This window comes from Acidovorax sp. FW305-C-20-28 (genome assembly GCF_058783375.1).
Map to the genome: position 1 here is coordinate 62871 of NZ_JBYSYM010000025.1, position 17234 is coordinate 80104.

General features: G+C 68.9%; 19 protein-coding genes. 12 read left to right on the top strand and 7 right to left on the bottom strand.

Annotated elements, in window-relative coordinates:
- Window positions 1–3 precede the first annotated feature (3 nt).
- Window positions 4–378: a YciI family protein gene (locus AC3WOH_RS24915; protein ID WP_492232016.1), complete on the bottom strand. Its 375-nt coding sequence runs from the start codon at window positions 376–378 to the stop codon at window positions 4–6.
- A 319-nt stretch (window positions 379–697) separates the two neighbouring features.
- On the opposite strand from AC3WOH_RS24915, the gene AC3WOH_RS24920 reads away from it, so the two are divergent.
- Genes AC3WOH_RS24920 through AC3WOH_RS24945 form a run of 6 tightly spaced genes read left to right on the top strand, consistent with a single transcriptional unit; the run spans window position 698 to window position 6562 of the window.
- Window positions 698–1789, top strand: a complete 1092-nt coding sequence (locus tag AC3WOH_RS24920) for a LuxE/PaaK family acyltransferase (RefSeq protein ID WP_492232017.1) — start codon at window positions 698–700, stop codon at window positions 1787–1789.
- Window positions 1786–3258 carry an acyl-CoA reductase gene (locus AC3WOH_RS24925; protein ID WP_492232018.1) on the top strand — a complete coding sequence of 491 codons (1473 nt, stop codon included), beginning with the start codon at window positions 1786–1788 and terminating at the stop codon, window positions 3256–3258. The genes AC3WOH_RS24920 and AC3WOH_RS24925 overlap by 4 nt, the downstream gene beginning before the upstream one ends.
- A 1-nt stretch (window position 3259) precedes the next feature.
- Complete coding sequence (locus AC3WOH_RS24930) at window positions 3260–4006, top strand: ABC transporter ATP-binding protein (RefSeq protein WP_492232019.1); 747 nt, start codon at window positions 3260–3262, stop codon at window positions 4004–4006.
- A complete protein-coding gene (locus AC3WOH_RS24935; protein WP_492232020.1) occupies window positions 4003–4770 on the top strand; it encodes an ABC transporter permease in 768 nt (255 codons plus the stop codon). The genes AC3WOH_RS24930 and AC3WOH_RS24935 overlap by 4 nt, the downstream gene beginning before the upstream one ends.
- Before the next feature lie 5 nt (window positions 4771–4775).
- Entirely contained in the window at window positions 4776–5783 is a 1008-nt protein-coding gene (locus tag AC3WOH_RS24940; protein ID WP_492232021.1) for an ABC transporter substrate-binding protein, read from the top strand.
- Window positions 5784–5794: 11 nt separating this feature from the next.
- On the top strand, window positions 5795–6562 hold the full coding sequence (locus AC3WOH_RS24945) for an SDR family oxidoreductase (RefSeq protein ID WP_492232022.1): 768 nt from the start codon (window positions 5795–5797) through the stop codon (window positions 6560–6562).
- Window positions 6563–6565: 3 nt separating this feature from the next.
- Here the strand turns inward: AC3WOH_RS24945 and AC3WOH_RS24950 are convergent, their stop codons facing one another.
- Complete coding sequence (locus AC3WOH_RS24950) at window positions 6566–7564, bottom strand: NAD(P)H-quinone oxidoreductase (RefSeq protein ID WP_492232023.1); 999 nt, start codon at window positions 7562–7564, stop codon at window positions 6566–6568.
- A 104-nt stretch (window positions 7565–7668) separates the two neighbouring features.
- Here AC3WOH_RS24950 and AC3WOH_RS24955 point away from each other — a divergent pair, with 104 nt between their 5' ends.
- The gene (locus tag AC3WOH_RS24955; protein ID WP_492232024.1) at window positions 7669–8532 is read left to right on the top strand and encodes a LysR family transcriptional regulator; all 864 of its coding nucleotides are present in this window, start codon (window positions 7669–7671) and stop codon (window positions 8530–8532) included.
- A gap of 54 nt (window positions 8533–8586) precedes the next feature.
- Here AC3WOH_RS24955 and AC3WOH_RS24960 read toward each other — a convergent pair whose 3' ends face one another.
- The 3 genes from AC3WOH_RS24960 to lhpI form a co-directional block, all read right to left on the bottom strand.
- Window positions 8587–9711, bottom strand: a complete 1125-nt coding sequence (locus tag AC3WOH_RS24960) for a branched-chain amino acid ABC transporter substrate-binding protein (protein WP_492232025.1) — start codon at window positions 9709–9711, stop codon at window positions 8587–8589.
- Window positions 9712–9774: 63 nt separating this feature from the next.
- The gene (gene lhpH, locus AC3WOH_RS24965; RefSeq protein WP_492232026.1) at window positions 9775–10782 is read right to left on the bottom strand and encodes a trans-3-hydroxy-L-proline dehydratase; all 1008 of its coding nucleotides are present in this window, start codon (window positions 10780–10782) and stop codon (window positions 9775–9777) included.
- 13 nt (window positions 10783–10795) lie between these two features.
- On the bottom strand, window positions 10796–11689 hold the full coding sequence (gene lhpI, locus AC3WOH_RS24970) for a bifunctional Delta(1)-pyrroline-2-carboxylate/Delta(1)-piperideine-2-carboxylate reductase (protein ID WP_492232027.1): 894 nt from the start codon (window positions 11687–11689) through the stop codon (window positions 10796–10798).
- 259 nt (window positions 11690–11948) lie between these two features.
- Here lhpI and AC3WOH_RS24975 point away from each other — a divergent pair, with 259 nt between their 5' ends.
- The gene (locus AC3WOH_RS24975; protein WP_492232028.1) at window positions 11949–12671 is read left to right on the top strand and encodes a FadR/GntR family transcriptional regulator; all 723 of its coding nucleotides are present in this window, start codon (window positions 11949–11951) and stop codon (window positions 12669–12671) included.
- A gap of 12 nt (window positions 12672–12683) precedes the next feature.
- Here AC3WOH_RS24975 and AC3WOH_RS24980 read toward each other — a convergent pair whose 3' ends face one another.
- Window positions 12684–13043 carry a hypothetical protein gene (locus tag AC3WOH_RS24980; protein ID WP_492232029.1) on the bottom strand — a complete coding sequence of 120 codons (360 nt, stop codon included), beginning with the start codon at window positions 13041–13043 and terminating at the stop codon, window positions 12684–12686.
- Between the two features lie 110 nt (window positions 13044–13153).
- Window positions 13154–13642: a MarR family winged helix-turn-helix transcriptional regulator gene (locus AC3WOH_RS24985; protein ID WP_492232030.1), complete on the bottom strand. Its 489-nt coding sequence runs from the start codon at window positions 13640–13642 to the stop codon at window positions 13154–13156.
- Window positions 13643–13796: 154 nt separating this feature from the next.
- Between AC3WOH_RS24985 and AC3WOH_RS24990 the strand changes: the two genes are divergently transcribed.
- Genes AC3WOH_RS24990 through AC3WOH_RS25005 form a run of 4 tightly spaced genes read left to right on the top strand, consistent with a single transcriptional unit; the run spans window position 13797 to window position 17208 of the window.
- A complete protein-coding gene (locus AC3WOH_RS24990) occupies window positions 13797–14783 on the top strand; it encodes a Bug family tripartite tricarboxylate transporter substrate binding protein (RefSeq protein ID WP_492232031.1) in 987 nt (328 codons plus the stop codon).
- Between the two features lie 25 nt (window positions 14784–14808).
- The gene (locus AC3WOH_RS24995) at window positions 14809–15831 is read left to right on the top strand and encodes an amidohydrolase family protein (protein ID WP_492232032.1); all 1023 of its coding nucleotides are present in this window, start codon (window positions 14809–14811) and stop codon (window positions 15829–15831) included.
- 1 nt (window position 15832) lies between these two features.
- A complete protein-coding gene (locus tag AC3WOH_RS25000) occupies window positions 15833–16189 on the top strand; it encodes a NifU family protein (protein ID WP_492232033.1) in 357 nt (118 codons plus the stop codon).
- Window positions 16186–17208, top strand: a complete 1023-nt coding sequence (locus tag AC3WOH_RS25005; protein ID WP_492232034.1) for a fumarylacetoacetate hydrolase family protein — start codon at window positions 16186–16188, stop codon at window positions 17206–17208. The genes AC3WOH_RS25000 and AC3WOH_RS25005 overlap by 4 nt, the downstream gene beginning before the upstream one ends.
- Window positions 17209–17234 lie beyond the last annotated feature (26 nt).

The window sequence follows — 17234 nt, forward strand, 5'->3', positions numbered from 1 at the left end:
CGGTCAAGCCGGGGCGAGGAAGAAGTCCATGGGGATCAGCTCCACGCCCCAGCCCCCCGCCTCGCCCAGTGTGGCCGCGGGGTGCATGGATGCCAGGCGCACGGCCTCCTCGCGGCTGTCGGCCTCGATGATGAACAGGCCGCCCACCATCTCCTTGGATTCGGTGTAGGGCCCGTCGCTGATCTGCGGCTTGCCGGCGCGCGGGCGCAGGCTGACCCAGTCCTTGGCATCGCCCAGCGAGGCAGACACCAGCACCTTGCCGGTGGCGCGCATCTTCTCGTCCAGGGCAGGGCACTGGCTGACCAGCGCCTGCACGTCGGCGGGCGCCATGGCGGCGAATTTTTCGGGGGCGAAGTAGGCGAGGCCGAGGTATTTCATGGTGCAGTCCTTGGGGTTGGTTGGTCCATGCCTTCACGACGAAGGGGGCGACCGGGAATCGACAGGATCTGGAAAAATCTTCTGCGCTGGAAGAATACGCCCTGGCCTCGAACAGCCCGGTTTTCAGCAGCAGGTTAAAATCGCGCCAACGCTCCGGGGTGCACGCAAGTGCTGAGATCCACACCCGAGAACTTGAACCGGGTAATTCCGGCGGAAGAAGAGCTTTCACCCCCAACGCGGGAGCGCCATGCTGCGCTGTCCCGGCGATGGAGCGGGTGGCCTCGGAGCATCCTGTCAAAGATCGACCCAAAGGATGCCCATGGACAAGGCCACACCGCTGGTGGCGGACCTGCTCGCCTTCATTGCGATGGAAGATGGCTGCACGGACGCGCAGTTCGACGAGATGGCCCTGCGCCTGTTTGCGCACCAGTTCGCGGCCAATGCCCCGTTCCAGAGCTTTTGCCGGCTGCGCGGCATCACCACGCGCAACGTGAAGTCGTGGGCGGACATTCCCGCCGTGCCCATCGATGCCTTCAAGGCCCTGCCGCTGCGCTGCGAGCCACCGGCCCCTGCCACCGACCGCATCTTCATGACCAGCGGCACCACGCGCGGCGGCAGCATGCGCGGGCAGCATTTCCACCCGCTGCTCGATGTGTACGACCTGTCGATGACCCGCAACTTCGCGCAGCGCTTCATGCGCGGTGTGGAGCGCATGCCCATGGGCATTCTGTTCCCGGACGAGGTGGCCATGCCCAACTCTTCGCTGGCGCACTACCTGGACCTGGCCAAATCGGCCTTCGGCACGGGCGCCAGCCACACCTTCGTGACACCGCAGGGCATCGACCTCGACGGGCTGTGGGCCGCATTGGAGGCGGCCGAGCGCAGCGGCGAGCCCTATGCGCTGCTGGGCGCGAGCTTCAGCTTCGTGCATGTGATCGACGCCTTGCGCCAGCATGGCCGCGCCTTCCGCCTGCCGCCGGGCAGCCGCATCCTGGACACCGGCGGCTACAAGGGCCAGTCGCGCGAGCTGCCGCTCGATGCCTTCTACAACGAGCTGTCGCAGGCCCTCGGCGTGCCGCGCACGCACTGCACCAACATGTATGGCATGACGGAGCTGAGCACGCAGTTCTACGACGATGGCAATGCCGCCGTGCCCTCGGTCAAGTCGGGACCGCACTGGATCCGCTCGCGGCTGGTGGACCCGGTCACGGGGCGCACGGTGCCAGCGGGCGAGCGCGGCATCCTGGTGCATTGCGACCTGGCCAACTTCAATGCGGTCACCACTATCCTCACGGAAGACGTGGGCCTCGATGCCGACGGCGGCTTCCTGCTGCTGGGCCGCGCCGAGGGCGTGGAGGCCAAGGGCTGCTCGCTCGCGGTCGAGGAATTTGCGCGGGCCACGGCGGCATGAGCATCCCGCGCATCCAGGCAGGCTACCTGCCGGGGCTTGATGCTGCCGAGGTCGACTGGCAGGTGTTGCGCTTTGCACAGAACGGCGAGTCCCTCGACGTCGAAGTGCCGGTGCTGACGGCGGAGCAGATGGATGCGCTGGCGGCGCGCGTGCGGCAGGCCAGTGCGCGGCAGCTCAAGACCATGGCGGTGTCGGACATCATTGCCGTCATCGACCAGGCCATTGCCCGCCTGCTGGACAGGAGCGACCCTTATCGCCAGCAGGCCGAGGCGTTTCTGCCCCTGGTCAGCGGCTATGACCAGGGCATGGTGCGGCTGGGGCTCACGGGCTTCTTCAAGACCTTTCGCGCGGCGCAGCTGCACCGCTTTGTGGCCGAGGATTTCGCCAACCCCCAGGTGCTCGACAGCTTTCAGCCCACGCCCAAGGGCGGCGCGGTGCGCGCCTTCGGCCCCGACCTGCTGGTGCACAACTGGGCCGGCAACGTGCCAGCGCTGGCGCTGTGGAGCCTGGTCTGCGGCCTCCTGGTCAAGGCCGGCAACATCGGCAAGCTGCCCAGTGCCGAGCCGCTGTTCGCGGGCTGGTTCGCGCACCTGCTGGCCGAGGTGCACCCGCCGATTGCCGACTGCCTGGCCGTGGTCTGGTGGCGCGGCGCGGGGGAGGAGGGCGCTTCTGCGCTCTATGCCCAGGCCGATACGGTGCTGGCCTATGGTGGCAACGAAGCGCTGGACGCGATCCGCCGGCGCCTGCCGGTGACCACGCGCTTTTTGCCCCACGGGCACAAGCTGGGCTTTGGCGTGGTCAGTTCTTCGGCGCTTGATACGCAGAAGGCGCCCGCCCTGGCGCGGCTGGCCGCGTGGGATGTCATGCGCTACGACCAGCAGGGCTGCTATTCACCCCATGTGTTCTATGTGCAGCGCGGTGGGCCGGTGTCGCCGCGCGCCTTTGCCGATTACCTGGCGGGCGAGCTGGCCAACCTGCACCGGCGCTTTCCCCGCCGGCCGCTGGATGTGGAGGACTCTGCCGCGGTGGCGCGGTGGCAGCAGGGGGTGGAATGGAAGGCGCTGTCTGCCTCGGAGGCTGAATCCAACGATCAACTGATTGGCGCGCCCACGGCCCCCTGGAGCGTGGCCTACAGCGACGCTCCGCAGCCCCTGGCCCCCACGGCCACGCAGCGCACCATCCAGGTGGTGGGCGTGGATGCCCTCGACGAAGTGGTGCCCCTGGTGGCGCCGCACAGCCGCTTTCTGCAGACCGCCGGGGTCGCCGCAGCACCGGCCGAGCTGTTCCGCCTGGCCGGGCTGCTGGGCGCGGCGGGCGTCACGCGCATCAGCGCCATCGGTTCCATGAGCACGCCCGAGGCGGGCTGGCACCACGATGGCCGCTTCAACCTGCTCGACCTGGTGCGCATGGTCGAGATCGAAAACTCCGCAGAACTGGCCGCCGAACCGCTGGCACCCTATGCCGACTGAAATGGGCTTTCTTTCCATGGAGCAGGTGGTGTTCACCTACCCGGGCCGCGCGCCCGTGGTGGACGGCATCGACTGGCACATGCAGGCCGGTGAGATCCACTGCCTGGTGGGCCGCAGCGGCTGCGGCAAGACCACGCTGCTGCAACTGGCCGCGGGCCTGCTGCGCCCGCTGTCGGGCCGCGTGCTGTTGCAAGGCCGCGAGCTGCTGGCCCCAGGGCCGCAGCTGGGCTTCATGTTCCAGGCCCCGACCCTGCTCGATTGGAAAAGCGCCCTCGACAATGTGCTGTTGCCCGTGTCGCTGCAGCGCCGCCCGGGGGCGGTTGATGTGGAGCGCGCGCGGGCGCTGCTGGACCAACTGGGCCTGGCCACGCATGCCCAGCACTACCCGCGGCAACTCTCCGGTGGGCAGCAAAGCCGCGTGGCGCTGGCGCGCGCGCTGGTGCTGGAGCCCGCGCTGCTGCTGCTCGACGAGCCATTTGCCGCGCTCGACGCCATCACCCGCGCCGAGCTGCAGGACGACCTGCTGCGCACCTGCCGCCAGCGCGGCACCACGGTGCTGTTCGTCACGCACGACATCCACGAGGCCGTGTACCTAGGCGACCGCATCGCGGTGATGCACGCCGGCCGCATCGTGGACGATATCCGCATCGACCTGCCCGGCCCGCGCCAGCAGGCCATGCGCGAGGAGGCTCCGTTCAACCGCTTGTGCGGCTGGGTGCGAAGAAGCATGGACGGGGTCGCTGCATGAAGCTGACCGCCTTGCAAACCCGGCTCATCTCCGGCGCGCTGCTGCTCATGCTGCTGGCGGCGTGGGAGTTCACCGTGCGCCGCTCCGGGCTGTCGGCCCTGGTGCTGCCCGCGCCGTCGGCCGTGGCGGCCGCGCTGTGGAACGGTGTATCCACCGGCTATTTCTGGCCCCATCTGCGGGCCACGCTGTCCGCATTGCTGCTGGGCCTGGCGGGCGGCGGTGTGGCCGGCCTGCTGATGGGGGTGGCGCTGGCCGAATCGGTGCTGCTCGAGCGCGTGCTCCGGCCCTATGTGGTGGTCAGCCAGGTGGTGCCCAAGCTGGCGCTCGCGCCCCTGTTCGTGCTGTGGTTCGGCTTTGGCATCGTGCCCACGGCGCTGATCACGGCGCTGATCTGTTTCTTTCCGCTGATGGAGAACACGCTGACGGGGCTCAAGCACGTGGACCCGCAGCGCCTGCAGCTGTTTCGCATGCTGGGCGCCACGCGTTGGCAGACACTGCTGCGGCTCAAGCTGCCCATGGCGCTGCCGCCCATCCTGGCGGGCCTGCGCATGGCTGTGGTGCTGGCCCTGGTCGGTGCCGTCGTGGGCGAATTCATCGGCGCCAGCCACGGGCTGGGTGCCGTGGTCATCGCCTCGCAGGGAATGATGGACACCGCCCTGATGTTCGCCGCGCTCTTTCTCATCGCCCTCATCGGGCTGGTGCTCTACCAGGCCACGCTGCTGCTGGAGCGCTGGCTTTTGACCCCTTACCTCGACAACCCTTGACTGCCATGAACACCTCTGCCCGCTCTCTGTCCATTTCCCGCCGTGCCGTGCTCGGCGCCTCTGCCGGCCTGGCTACGCTTCCCTTCGCAGGCCTGGCCCTGGCGCAGGCCAAGGGCAAGATCACGGTGGGCGGCTGGAGCAAGCCCATCAGCGAGATCACCAACCTGCTGGCCGAGCCGGACAAGGGTTTCTTCAAGGCCCAGGGCGTGGAGCTGGGCTACGTGCCCGGCGCGGGCGGCGGCGATGCCATCCGCAACATGCTCGCCGGCCAGGCCGATGTGGCCTTCACCGACCCCGGTTCCTTCTTCACCGCGCTGGACAAGGGCGAGAAGCTCACGGCCATCTACGACATCTACCCGCAGAACGTGTTCAACGTGGTCTCGCTCAAGTCCGCCAACATCCACAAGCCCGCGGACCTCAAGGGCAAGAAGATCGGCGTGTACAGCCTGGCCAGCGGCACGCGCCAGAACCTCCTGGTGATGCTGCACCAGGCGGGGCTCAAGGAGTCGGACGTGACCATCGTCGTCACCGGCCTGCTCAACTTCGCGCCGCTGCTGCAGGGCCAGGTCGATGCGACCGCCGCGACCGACACCGGCCTGGTGGTGGGCCAGCGCAAGGGCCTGGGCGAGGTCAACGTGATGCAGGTGCGCGATCACCTCAACGTGTCGAGCGACCTGTTCGTGGTGCGCCAGGAGAGCTACCCTGAGAAGAAGGAGCTGCTCCGGGCCTTCCTCAAGGGCTACCGCGACAGCGCAGCCTGGATGATCGCCAACCCCGAAGAGGCCGCGACCCTGGCCGTGAAGCACGCCATCGACGGCACCCAGCGCGACATCAACCTGGAGGTGATCCGCCTGCGCAATGCCTCGTCGCTCCCCGCGGCCGCAGGCGCCAAGCTGGGTGCCTTCGACCTCGCCTCCCTGCAGAAGGCCGCCGACGCCTACCGCGCGCTGGGCCTGGTGCAGCGCCAGATCAAGGTGGCCGACGTGGTGGACACCAGCCTGCTGCCTGCTTAAGGGGGCTGAACATGAAGTTCCAGGGCAAGGTGGTGCTGGTCACGGGCGCCAGCCGCGGCATCGGTGCCGCGATTGCCACCGCGTTCGCGCGGGAGGGCGCGACGGTCGCCATCAACCACCTCTCTAACGATGCGGCCGCGGCCGCCACCGTGGCGGCCTGCCAGGCGGCCGGTGGCGATGCCTGGGCCGCCAAGGCCGATGTCGGCTCCGCGTCCGCGGTGCAGGCCATGGTCGATGCGGTGGCGCGCGAGCTCGGCCCCATCGACATCGTGGTGAACAATGCCTTCAGGCCCTACGCCTTCGACCCCCGGCGCCGCGCACTGTTCGACGACCTGCAGTGGAGCGACTACCAGGCGCAGTTCGATGGCGCCGTGGGCGGCGCCTTCCACGTCTGCCGCGCGGTGCTGCCGCAGATGCGCCAGCGCGCGCAGGGCGCCATCGTCAACATCGTGAGCAACCTGGTCGAGCACCCGGTCGTGGCCTACCACGACTACACCACGGCCAAGGCCTCGCTGGTCGCCTTCAGCCGCAACCTGGCCACGGAACTCGGGCCCCTGGGCATCCGCGTGAACTGCGTGGCGCCCGGGCTGGTCTACCCCACGCAGGCCAGCGAGTCCACGCAGGAGTCGTTCCGCGAATCGCTGATGGCGGCCACACCGCTGCGCCGCATCGCCAGGCCCGAGGATGTGGCCGGGCCGGTGCTGTTTCTGGCATCGGACTGGGCCGGGTTCATGACCGGGCAGGTTCTGTTCGTCGATGGTGGGTTGGTGATGCGCTAAGCGCTATGGTCGCGCCGAGCCCGGCACCAGCAGAATCTTCCCCACGCTCGCTCCCGTCTCCATGCGCCGGTGCGCGCCAGCCGCATCGGCCAGCGGGTAAGTGCTGTCGATCACCGGGCGCAGCGTGCCGTCGGCCAGCGCGCCCAGCCAGCGCTCTGCAAACCGCTGGGTCATGGCCTGCTTGACCTCGGGCGGGCGCGACTTCATCACCGTGCCGTAGATCTGCAGGTGGCGGTACAGCAGCAGGTCGATGGGCAACTGTGCACTTTCGATGGCGCCGCCGAGCAGGCCCACCACCGTCATGCGCCCGCCGACGGCGAGCGAGCGCACGTTGCGTTGCAGGTAGGGTGCGCCGATGAAGTCGATCACCACGTCCACACCCTTGCCGCCCGTGTGCTCCGCGACCACGGCCTGGAAGTCCTCGCTGCGGTAGTCGATGAACCGGTCGGCGCCAAAGCCCCGCACGGCATCGCGCTTGTCGGCGCTGGCGGTGGCGAACACGCGCGCACCGGCGGCATGGGCCAGTTGCACGGCGGCCGAGCCCACGCCGCCCGCAGCCGCGTGGATGAGCACGGACTCGCCGGCCTGCAGCCGCGCCAGGTGGAACGTGGCCTCGTGCGCGGTGACGAAGACCTCGGCCACGGCGCCGGCCTGCTGCAGCGACAGGTTGCGCGGCACGTGCATGGCCATGCGGTGGTCGATGCGCGAATACTCCGCATACGCGCCGCCGCCCACGATGCCCATGACGCGGTCGCCCAGGGCAAAGCCCTGTACCTCGGGGCCCACCTCGGCCACGGTGCCGGCGATCTCCAGGCCCATCAGGTCCGAGTCGCCGAAGTAGGCGCGGCCGTAGGCGCCCTTGCGGTGCGAGAGGTCGGCGCGGTTCACGCCGATGGCGGCGTTGCGCACCAGCAGGTCATGCGGGCGCAGCTCGGGGCGGGGGAGGTCGCGGGCCACGAGCACCTCGGGGCCGCCGAATTCATCGAACACTATGGCTTGCATGGGGGTTTCCTTGGGGAGTTGTCCAGAATGGCCCACAGCTTAGGGCGGAAAGCCGCCTGTTAAATGCAGCACTTATGCGTCACAGTGATGCAAAATTGCATCGCATGAACTGGGACGACACGCGCATCTTTCTGGCCCTGACCCGCAGCCCCTCATTGCGTGCCGCCGCCCGCAGCCTGGGCGTGGACCAGGCCACCGTGGGCCGGCGCCTGCAGGCGCTGGAGGCCGAGCTGGGCGCCACGCTGTTCCTTCGTGCCAAGGGCGGCTACCTGCTCACCGCCGCGGGCGAGGCGGCCCTGGGCGCGGCGCGGCGCATGGAGGCTGCGGCCACGGATCTGCGTACACGCATCGAGGGGCAGGACGAGAGCCATGCCGGGCTGGTGCGCGTGACCTGTTCCGACTCCATTGCCATCGATTTCCTGCTGCCCGCCATCGCAGAACTGCAGCAGCGCTGGCCCGGCATCCGGGTGGACCTGGAGATGTCGCCCCAGGTGCTGAGCCTGGGCCGGCGGCAGGCCGATATCGCGTTTCGCAATGTGCGGCCCGAGTCGCCCGACCTGGTGGTGCGCCGTGTGGTCGCCTGGCCCGTGGGCCTGTTCGCCAGCGCGGCCTACCTGGCGCGCTTTGGCGCGCCCGTGCCTGAGGAGGAGCTGCGCGGCCACCACCTGGTGGTCTACGGCCCCGCCCTGGAGCAGCGGCCCTTCCCGACTGCCGCCGAGGTGCCCGCGCGCCAGGCCCGCATTGCCATGGCGGTCAATTCGGGCCTGCTGGTGCGCAAGGCCGTGGCGGCCGGCATCGGCCTGGGCGAGATGCCGGTGCACCTGGGCGAGCGCGAAGGCCTGGTGCGCATCTGGCCCGAGCGCCGCCGCGCGCACGACCACGAGGTCTGGCTGGTGATGCACCCCGATTTGCAGCGCACGGCACGGGTGCGGGCGACGGCGGAGTTTCTGTCGCAGGCGCTGGCGTGAGTCCGCCGCCGCCAGCGGGCGGCCCGGCGGGCCTGCCGGGCCCGCGTTGCAGCATCACAGGCTCTTGAGCGGCACCACGTCCTTGCCCTTGAAGGTGTAGACCGTGACGGCCGACGACTTCAGGTCGTGCTTGGCGTCGTAGGCGAATTCGCCGGTGACGCCCGCGTACTTGCCGGCGGCGATGAAGTCGATGATCTTCTTGGCGTCGGTGGACTGGGTGGACTCGATGGCGTTGGCCAGCAGGTGCATGCCGTCGTAGAAGGCGGCGGCGTAGGTCAGCGGGTCGCGCTTGTACTCGGCGCGGTAGCGCTCGGCGAACTTCTGGCCCTTGTCGCTCTTGTCCAGCATGGAGCCGCCCTGGGTGCAGAAGGTGTTCAGGTCGCCCGCGATCTGCGACAGCGTGGCCGTCTCGGACGAGCAGATGCCGTCACCGCCCAGCAGCGGGGCGGCAATGCCCAGCGCGCGCATCTGCTTGAGCAGCGGGCCGCCCTGGGGCGAGTAGCCGCCGTAGAACACGGCATCGGGCTTGGCGCCGCGGATGTTGGTCAGGATGGAGCTGAAGTCCGTGGCCTTGTCGGTGGTGAATTCGCTGGCCACGATCTTCAGGCCCAGACGCTTGGCCTGTTCGCTGAACTCGCGTGCCACGCCCTGGCCGTAGGCCGTGCGGTCGTCGATCACGGCCACGGTCTTGACCTTCAGGTCCTGCGCGGCATAGGTTGCCATCTTGGTGCCCAGCTGGTTGTCGCTGGCGCCGATGCGAAACAGGTTGGCATGGCCCTGCTCGGTGATCTTGGGGTTGGATGCCACCGTGAGGGTGACCACATTGGCCTCGGCCAGCACGCGCGAAGCGGGCATGGCCACGCCCGAGTTGTAGGGCCCGAGGAGGAACTTCACCTTCTTGTCGGCCAGGGTCTGGGCCACCTGCACGCCCTGCTTGGGGTCGGCCACGTCGTCGTTGATGTCGAGCTCGAAGACCACGGGCTTGCCCGCGAGCTTGACGCCCCGGGCATTCAGCTCCTTGATTGCCAGGCGCGCGCCGTCGCGGTTGTCACCGCCGTTGGCGGCCTGCGGCCCGGTGACGGGGCTCATGAAGCCGATGCGGATGCGCTCCTGTGCATGGGCACCCACAGCGGTGCAACCCAGGGCGGCGAGGGCCAGGCCCAAAACAAGCTTGTTCATGGAAGAAATGTCCTGAAAGAGAGAAAGGAAAGGAAAAGAGGTGGAAGGGAATGGCCAGGCGCCTCAGCGCACGAGAAAGCCGTTGCGCAGGGGATCGCGTGCATCCAGCACCCAGGTGCCGAAGCCGCAGATGTAGGCCGAGCCCGAGACCTCGGGCACCACGGCGTCGAAGTCGCCGACACGGGTTTCGTGCAGCACGCGGGCGCTGAACACGGTGCCGATGACGGACTCGTTGACCAGCACGCCGGCCTGGCCGAGCTGGCCGCGCAGGTACAGCTGGGCCACGCGCCCGCCCGTGCCCGAGCCGGTGGGCGAGCGGTCGATTTCGCGGTCCGCGAAGACGCAGCAGTTGGCCTGGGTGGAGCCCGGGTGGCGCGGCGCACCGTCGATGATGGTACCGTAGATGTGGTTGATTTCCGGGATGTCGGGGTGCACCACCGGGAAGGCCTGGTTGGCGGCCACCTTGACCTCGGCGCCGAACTGCTTGAGGCGGTCGATGTCCGACTCGCGGATGGCCAGGCCATGCGGCGCGCCGCTGGTGTAGAAGTAGAAGGCACCGCCGTACGCGATGTCGCCCGTCACCGCGCCGAAGCTTGGGGTGTGCACCGTCACGTCGCGCCGGTAGATGAACGAGGGCACGTTGACGAAGCGCACGCCATTGGCATGCGCGCCGTCCCACTGCACGAAGGCCTCGATGAAGCCGCAGGGCGCGTCGATGCCCACGCGCGTCTCCGGTTCGGTGCGCTGCACCCAGCCCAGTTCCACCGCCGCCGTGGCCAGCGCGATCACGCCGTGGCCGCAGTGGTCGCTGTAGCCCTCGTTGTGCAGAAAGATCACGCCGAAGTCGGCCTCGGGCGAGATGGGCGGCGTGAGGTAGCCGCCGTACATGTCGGCATGGCCGCGCGGCTCGAACATCAGCGCCTGGCGGATGTCGTCGGCGTTCTCGCGCAGCCAGGCGCGGCGCTCCACGATGGAGTGGCCGGGCAGCCGGGGCAGGCCCGAAGTGACGATGCGAAACGGCTCGCCGCCGGTGTGCACTTCGACGGTGCTGATGGTGCGGGTGATCTGCATGCTGTGGTTGCTTTCAGAGGTGCTGGAGTGCGATGCGCGCGGCGGCCAGGTCCCAGGCGCCCGTGCCCACGCTCTTGAACACGGCTGGGCGGCGGGCGTCATGCCCGCCCCGCAGCAGGGTGGCAAGCGACTGCACGCGCGCCCAGTCGATGCCCGCGCGCAGCAGGTCGCCGGCCTCGTGGCGCGCGCCCGCGGGGTCGTCGGCATACAGGGCGCTGCCGTCCAGCGTGGTCTTGCCGATCTCGGCCATGCCGGGCTTGAAGGCGCCCACACCCACCACCACGCGGCCTGGGCGGGGCGCCTCGTCGTAGACCGGCTCGGTGGCCGTGGTCAGGGTGAGCACCGCGTCCACGGTGTCGGGGATCTGCGCAGGGCAGGGCGCCGCACCGAACTCCTCGCACAGGCGCTGCACCAAGCCGGTATTGCGCCCGCGCAGCCAGAGCTTGCAGCCCGGGTGCAGGGCCTGCAGCGCGTTCAGGTGGTGCCGCGCCTGCACGCCCGTGCCGTAGAGCAGCAGCTCGCGCGGGGCCGCGCCCAGCAGGGTGCGCAGGGCCAGCAGCGACACGGCGGCCGTGCGCCGGCCCGTGAGTTCGGGGCCGTCGAGCAGGCACAGCGGCCGGCCCGTGGCGGCATCGCACACGGTGACCATGCCATGGATGGTGGGCAGCGCGAGCGCCGCGTTCGCGGGCTGCACGTTGACCAGCTTGTGGATGGCGATGTCCGCTGCGATGGCGGGCATGCTCAGCATGACCCCGCCATCGCCCAGCGGCACGACCATGCGTTCGGGGCTGGTGATGCCGCCATCGGCGTACTGCAGCGCAGCGGCGGCGATGGCATCGACCAGCGCGGCAAAGGGCAGCAGGGCAGCGGTCTGCTGTGGGCCATGCAGGGTGGGGGCGGTGTTCATGTTGCGGGCGATGGGTGGAGGATTGAGGGCGGGTGGGTGACAGAATCTGGTCAGACCGGTGACCACTTTGCCGAAGGGGTGCCTGAGGTGGTTGTCAGAAGGCGCGATATTAGCCTTGTTCGCGAAAATTGGATAGTTGAATTGTCCAAAGTGGTTGAATTTTTCGCATGTTTTGCCTATGTTGGCGAAAAGTGGTCATGCAGGCAACCTGTTGTGGTCTACACTGCACGCACCCCATCGAACGACAGGCACCCGGCCCATGCACAGAGATCTCGAACCCTCCCCGGGCTTTCGCCCCAAGCAGGTGTACGAGCAGGTGGCCGAGCAGGTCCGCAACGCCATCGTGGCGAGGGTCTACCTGCCCGGCACGCGTTTGCCGGCGGAGCGGGAGTTGGCCGCCCGTCTCAAGGTGAGCCGCCCTGCCGTGCGCGAAGCCATTGGCGCGCTGCAGAACGAGGGCCTGGTGGCCACGCGCCATGGCTCGGGCACCTATGTCACCGAGCAGGTGCCGGCCGCGCCCCTGGCACCCGCGCAGGCCGATGCCGACTTCAGCCCCACCAGCACGCTGGAGGTGCGCCTGCTGATCGAGCCCGCCATCGCCCGCCTGGCGGCCCGCCGCGCGCGGCGCGACCCCGTGGCCGAGGGCCACCTGCAGCGCATGGCGGCGGTCAAGGACATCACCGACCCCGCCCAGCAGGCCTTGTGGTCCGAGTGCGATCGGCTGTTCCACCGCCAGCTGGCCTTCATGACCGGCGACGCGCTGATGGTGAAGATCGCCGACGAGGTGGCCAAGAGCATGGAGCAGCCGCTGTGGAACCGGTTGCGCGACGACGGCATCTACGACCCCGAGCGCATCCAGCTGTACGTGGCCGAGCACCGGCTGATCTACGAGGCCATCGTCACCGGCGACGAGGACGCTGCAGCGTTCTATGTGGAGTGCCACCTCAAGCGGGTGCGGCGGGACATCGCCACGCGCGAGTAGCGGCGACGGTGGTCAATCGTCCCGCAGCAGCTTGTAGGCCTGGTGCAGGCACGCTGCCCCCAGGGCCAGCAAGGTGATGGCCGGCCCATAGTCGCCCAAAAGCCAGTAGGCGGCGTAGGCGAGCAGGGCGCCGCCCTTGCCGCCGCCGCCGCTCGGTTCCCCGGGCGAGAAGCCCAGCACCACCCCTGCTGCCAGCAGCACAGCGCCCACCACCGAGAAGACGATCCAGGCCATGGAGTGCGCTGGCCTGGCGTCGGCGGGCCTGCGGCTGTCTTTGGGGGTGGATGTTTCGGATGGCTTGCCCTGGCGGGAGGCCCACAGGATGGCGGCGGCCACGGCGATCACGCCAAAGAGTAGGTAGAAGTTGGGCACAGGAGGGCAGGGTGGTTGCAGGCTCCGTATTGTGGACCTGGCGCCCGATGCTTCCAATGAAAAGAGGGCCGTGCAATGCGTCTGCCGCGGCCCGCGCCCCTGGGTCGCCCCTAGCCGTTGATCCCCGCCATCTTCGCCAGCAGCCGGTTGAGCGTATCCACCTCGGCGCGCGCCATGCCGTCGGTGATCTCCGACTCGCGCTGCACCACATAGCTGCGCAGCTCGGCCAGCACGCGCTCGCCCTTGGGGGTGATGCGCAACTCGTTGGAGCGCTTGTCCGTGGCGGACTGCTTGCGCTGGACCAGGGCCATTTCTTCCAGCCGCGCGATGGCCGGCACCAGGCTGGATTTTTCCAGCCCGATGGCGCTGGCCAGGCGCGAATGGCTCAGGCCCGGGTTGCAGCTGAGCAGCTCCAGGATCTCGAAGCTGCCCGGGCTCAGGCTCGTGCCCTCCACCTGCATCGCAAAGTCCTTGAAGGTGCGCAGGTAGGCCAGGCGCAGTTGCCGGCCCACCAGGCTGGGCAGGATGCCCATGCGCATCGCGCCCTTGCCGTCGCTGTCGGGGGTGTCTGCATCCTGGGGTGCGGGGCTGGTGCTCATGGACGGCCGGGTCTGGGTGTGAAGGTTCGAGGCCACGGGTAAACCCCAGGGCAAATTGGTTTGACGTCGAACGATATCACACCTAAACTAGTTTTGCATCGAACCAATTGGCGTGGATGCAGAACGGGGCACGAACCCCTCAAGGAGACGAGCGATGAAACTGGTGATTCGCGTGGCGGCCCTGGCCATCGGCCTGGCGGCGCTGTCCGGCAGCTGGGCCCAGGCCCCGGATGCCAAGGCCTATCCCACCAAGCCCGTGCGGCTGGTGGTGCCCTATGCGGCGGGCGGCGGCGGGGATGCGGTGTTCCGCCTGGTCACCGAGCCGCTGGCCGCGCGGCTGGGCCAGCCGCTGTACTTCGACTACCGCGCGGGTGCCGGCGGCACCATCGGCCTGAACCTGCTGAGCAAGGCCGAGGCCGATGGCTATTCGCTCGGCGTGGGCAGCAGCGATGCCGTGGCGCTGGCGCCCAACTACCACGCCCGGCTGGGCTACGACCCGCAGAAGGACCTGCTGCCCATCGCCATCGTGGCCGAGATGCCGCTGGTGCTGCTGGTGCGCGCCGACTCGCCGGCCAAGAGCTACAAGGACCTGGTGAAGATGGCGGCCGACAAGCCCGGCTCGGTGACCTATGGCACGCCCGGCTCGGGCTCGGCCTCGCACATCATGGGGGCGCTGCTGGCCAGCGGCTCGGGTGTGGAGTTCACGCACATCCCCTACAAGGGCACGGCCCCGGCGATCCAGGACCTGCTGGGCGGCCAGGTCACCACCATCATCACCTCGGGCTTCGATGCCGTGCCGCTGGACAAGGCAGGCCGCGTGCGTGCGCTGGCGGTGTCGGGCACCCAGCGCTACGCCCTGCTGCCCAAGACGCCCACGGCCAGGGAGCAGGGCGTGGACCTGGTGGACGAGCTCAAGGTCTGGTTCGGCGTGTTCGCGCCGGCCGGGGTGAACAAGGCCATCGTGGGCCGCCTGGCGCGCGAGATCGACCAGATCATCTCCACCGAGCAGTTCAAGACGCGCTCGGCCGAGCTGGGCTTCGTGCCCATCCACACCACGCCCGAGCAGTTCCAGCAGCGCGTGCAGGAAGACACCACGCGCCTGGCGGCCCTGGTGCGCCGCACCGGCGTCAAGCCCGATTGATTTCCCCTGTCCCCGAGAGTGCCCCATGATTGAAGACTGCTTCATATTCGACAACGTCATCCACCTGTACGACCTGTCCAACGCCAACGTGCGCCAGGACGTGGCCGATGCGCAAGGCGCGCGCGACCACACGCTCGAAGAAGTCGCCCGGCTGCGCTGGACGGGCTACCCCCTGCACGAGGACCAGGCCTTCGATTGGGGCCGCCGCTGGGGCGTGGAGGACATGTACGACCTGGTGTTCAAAAAGGCACCCACCGACATGGCCATGGCCCAGGTGGTGCCCATGTTCGACTGGTTCAAGGACTGGTATGCACCCGTGCAATCGCAGCACGCCATGGCCAAGGCCCACCCCGGGCGCGTGCTGCTGTGCGGCGGGGTGGACCCGGCCTACCAGGGACTCTCCGCAGCACTGGAGCAGATGGAGTACCAGGTCAAGGAGCTCGGCGCGCGCTCGCTCAAGTTCTACAACGGCGATGTCAGCACCAGCCAGTGCTGGCGCTGCGACGACGAGAAGATTGCCTACCCGCTGTACGAGCGTGCGCGGGAGCTGGGCATTCGCGTGATCCAGTTCCACAAGGGCAACCCGCATGGCCTGCAGAACATGGAGTACCTGAGCCCCATCGACCTGCAGGCGCCCATGCGCGACTTTGCGGACATGGATTTCATCGTGCACCACTTCGCGCTGCCGTACTTCGACGAGATGGTGTCCATCACCGCGCGCTTTCCCAATGTCTACCTGTCGCTGGCCGGCTACATGGCGATGTACCGCATCGCGCCGCGCCGCGTGCAGCACCACATCGGCCGGTTGCTGCAGGTGGGCGGGGCGGGCAAGTTGCTGTGGGGCTCCGAGGCGGCGCTGGCCGGCGGGCCCAGGCCGTATCTGGATGCGTTCATGGGCATGCAGATCCCGGACGACCTGCGCGACGGCTACGGCTACCCGCAGATCACGCACGAAGACAAGCGCGCCATCCTGGGCGAGAACTTCGCGCGGCTGATGGGCGTGGACATCGCGGCCAAGCGGGCCGAGCTCGATGCCCTGGGGCGCTGACATGGCCGCCGCCATCGACACCCAGGCCTTGCACGCGCGCATCGCCTCGGTCAACGTGCTGGTGCGCTCGCATGCGGGCGAGATCGAACTCGTCGGCGTGGCCGGCGATGGCCGCGTCACCGTGCGCTACACCGGCATGTGCGCGGGCTGCGACTACCGCCCCGTGACCACGGCCGGCACCGTGGAGCCTGCGCTGCTCGATGTGGCGGGCGTCACCTCCGTCGCGGTGGCGGGGCCGCGCATCTCCGAAGCCGCCAGCGCCCGCATCGGCGCCACGCTGGACCAGACCGCAGCGCGCGAGCGCGCGGTGCGCATCGTGCGGCAGATCGAACACGACAACAGGATTGCACCTCCATGAAACTGGCCACCTACCTTCCTGCCGGCCGGCGCGAGCCGCGCATCGGCATCTACCTGGAGCATGCGGGCGGCGCCTACCTGGTCGATGCCGTGCGCGCCTACGCCCAGGTGCTGTCGCAGATCGACCGCGAGCCCGGCGCGGCCGCCACGGCCACGGCGCTCATCACGCACGACATGAAGACCCTGCTGGCGGGCGGTGCCACGGCCATGGCCGCCTGCCAGCGCGCCCATGACCAGACCCGGCGCTGGTTGGGCCGGGGCCCGGGCAGCGTGCAGGAGCTGCTGGAGTGCGGCCTGCTGCACGGGCGCAGCAGCGTGACCCTGTTGGCGCCGATACCGCGGCCCGGCAAGGTGGTGGCCATCGGGGCCAACTACCGCGCCCACATCGATGAGGGGCGGGGCACCGGTGCCATCACCGACCTGCCCAGCTACCCGCCGGCCTTTCTCAAGATGTCGACCGCGGTGGTTGGCTCGGACCAGCCCATCGTCTACCCCGGCTTCGGCCAGGAGCTGGACTACGAGGTGGAGCTGTCGATGGTGGTGGGCCGCAACTGCCGCGACGTGGCGGCCGAGGACTGGCTCGATTGCGTGGCCGGCTTCACCATCGTCAACGACCTGAGCATGCGCGACGTGATCCTTGCGGAGAAGGCCTCGGGCATCGTGTTCGCGGGCAAGAACTTCGAGTCGGCCTGCCCCATGGGCCCGTTTTTGGTGACGCGCGACGAGATCGCCGACCCTGGCAACCTGCGCATCGGCCTGCGTGTCAACGGCCAGGTGCGGCAAGACGACTCCACGCGCAGCATGCTGTTCAGCTGCGGCCAGATCTTTGCGTACTGGTCGCGGCTGGGGCTGGAGTGCGGGGATGTGATCACCACCGGCACGCCGGGCGGTGGCGCGGGCTTTCACCGCAAGTTCCCCGAGCGCCTGTTGCAGGTGGGCGATGTGGTGGAGGCCGAGATCGAGGGCCTGGGCACGCTGCGCAACCAGGTCGTGAAGGCCGATGCATATCCCCGTTTTTGATGCCATGCCGAAGAAAAGGAAATCGA